1 protein-coding gene is annotated in these 2,327 nt (G+C 69.0%); it reads left to right on the top strand.

Going from position 1 to position 2,327, the window contains the following annotated elements; translation table 11 throughout:
- Positions 1 to 113: 113 nt before the first annotated feature.
- The coding region (locus VM306_RS18785) for a WD40/YVTN/BNR-like repeat-containing protein (RefSeq protein WP_414672411.1) at positions 114 to 2,327 on the top strand (2,214 nt) is incomplete at its 3' end.

The following is a 2,327-nucleotide window of genomic DNA, read 5'->3' as shown; positions in this document are numbered from 1 at the left end:
GCACTCAGCACGCTGTGGCTGACACCTCAGCAGAACACCTGAGCGACCTTGCAGGACTTCGCTCGTTGAGAGAGAAGACGCAGGAGTTGCGCTCGTCAAGTGAGGGAGAAATCGTGATCGCCGTCGGTCGTCGCAAGGTGCTGAGCGGGGTGGCCCTGGCCGCCCTGGGTGTCGGCATCTGGTCCGCCAACGCGGGAACGGTCCAGCCGCGGAGCACCGCCTCCGCCAGCTTGATCGCGCAGCTGGAGAAGATCTGCAAGAACGCCCAGCCCGGCACCTACGGGCTCCCGGGGCACTACTGCGACTCCGTGGCGTCGCTCGGCATGGAGATCACCGGCGAGTCGATCGACCGGATCGCGAACGAGATCCAGCGCGCTGCCATCCAGGGCACCATGTCGAACGGCGCGCTCGCCGAAGCGATCGCGCAGAAGATGCGCCTGGCCCGCAAGGGACAGGGCCCCGGGGACGCCAACCGGTGGAAGGCGAACGGGATCGGCCCGCTGCAGGTCCGCGACGCGGGCTACGCGGGCGTCAACGGGCTCGGCCTCGTGGAGAACGGCGGGCGCATCACCGACTTCACGTACGACTCGAAGCACCGCACCGTCTACGCGTCCTCCGCGGGCGGCGGGCTCTACCGCTCGAAGGACTACGGCGCGCACTGGAGCTCGATCGGCGACAACCTGCCCACGCTCCTCGTCGGCTCCGTCGGGTACTCCTCGGTCGGCGGCGGCACGCTGATCGTGGTCACCGGCGACGGGTCGTTCGGCGCCAGCAGCCTCGAGGGTGCCGGGGTCTACCGCAGCACGAACCAGGGCAAGAGCTGGACGCGCGCCAAGGGCGCTCCGTCCGACGCGTTCGGCTTCCGGGTCGCCGTCGACCCGAGCAACCCCAAGATCGTCTACGCCGCAACGGGCGCGGGCCTGTTCCGCTCGACGAACACGGGGCGCTCCTTCAGCAACGTGAAGCTGCCCACCGGCCCCTGCGCAGGCAAGTCGAACCGCGCGAAGGGCTGCACCCTCGCCAACGTCGTCACCGATGTGGTCGTCCAGGCGCCGGGCGGCTTCAACAACAGCAAGGGCGGCGCCGTGCTGGCGGCCGTCGGCTGGCGCGGCGGCCAGGTGAAGAGCGAGGACGGCACCGTCCAGTCGCCCAACAACGGCATCTACACCTCCACGACCGGAAAGCCCGGCAGCTTCACCAAGTCCGTGGCCGCCGGCTTCACGCAGCAGGACCGCATCGGGCGCATCGGACTCGGCGCGACCACCGGCACCGACCAGAACCACGACTACGTCTACGCACTCGTGCAGAACGCGAAGGCGGTCCAGAAAGGCGGGATCCCGCAGCTCCCCGGCGTCAACGACCCGGCCGGAGCGATCGCGACCGTCAACGGCCGGATCACGGCGACGTACAAGGCTGTCAACACGCTTGACGGCGTCTTCGTCTCGCCCAACTTCGGCCAGACCTGGATCAAGATGGCCGACGGCACCGAGCTGGGCTCGCCCACGACCGGGTCCGCCCTGGCCGTGACCGGTCCCGCTCTCGCGGGCTACGGCGCAGGTGTGCAGGCCTGGTACAACCAGTTCATCAAGCCGGACCCGACCCGGACCGTAGGCGGGGTGCCGACCCGTCTGCTCTTCGGTCTCGAGGAGGTCTGGGAGAACGACGACGTCGGCCTGCCGCAGAACAAGCCCACGCACTTCAGGGTCATCGGGCGCTACTTCAGCGGCAACACCTGCCTGTTCCTCGGACCGCTCGTCGACGGCACGCCATACCTGTGCCCGACGAACCGCGGCGAGGCGCTGGACATGACCACCACGACCCACCCCGACCAACACGCCGTGCTGTTCATCCCGGACGGTGAGGGCGGCGTGCGCCTGCTCGTCGGCAACGACGGCGGTGCGTTCGCTCAGCACACCGGTCCCGACCCCACCGACGACTTCCAGAACGCCAAGTGGGGCATCGGCAGCAGCAAGGGCCTGACGAACCTGCTGCCCTACAACGTCGCCCGCGCCAAGGACGGCACGATCTGGATGGGCCTGCAGGACAACGGCACCGCCAAGATCCAGAACGTGTACAAGGGCGGCGAGCTGATCCACCGCGAGCGCCAGATCGAGGCCCTCGGTGGCGACGGCTTCTTCGTCGGCGTCAACCCCAACAACAGCAAGCGCGCGTACGGCGAGTACGTGGGCGGCGCGATGTCCGGCACCGTGGACGGCGGGAAGACCTGGAACGGCATGTCGCCGCCCATCACGCACGCGCTGTTCTCGACGCCGTTCGCCGTCGACCCGCTCGACCCCGACCACCTGATGATCGCGGGCAACGAGGTC

This window comes from Lentzea sp., from assembly GCF_035525475.1.
Classification (GTDB): Bacteria; Actinomycetota; Actinomycetes; order Mycobacteriales; family Pseudonocardiaceae; genus Lentzea.
Note: the sequence above shows the minus strand (reverse complement) of the source record. Positions and strands in the feature narration are given on the sequence as shown.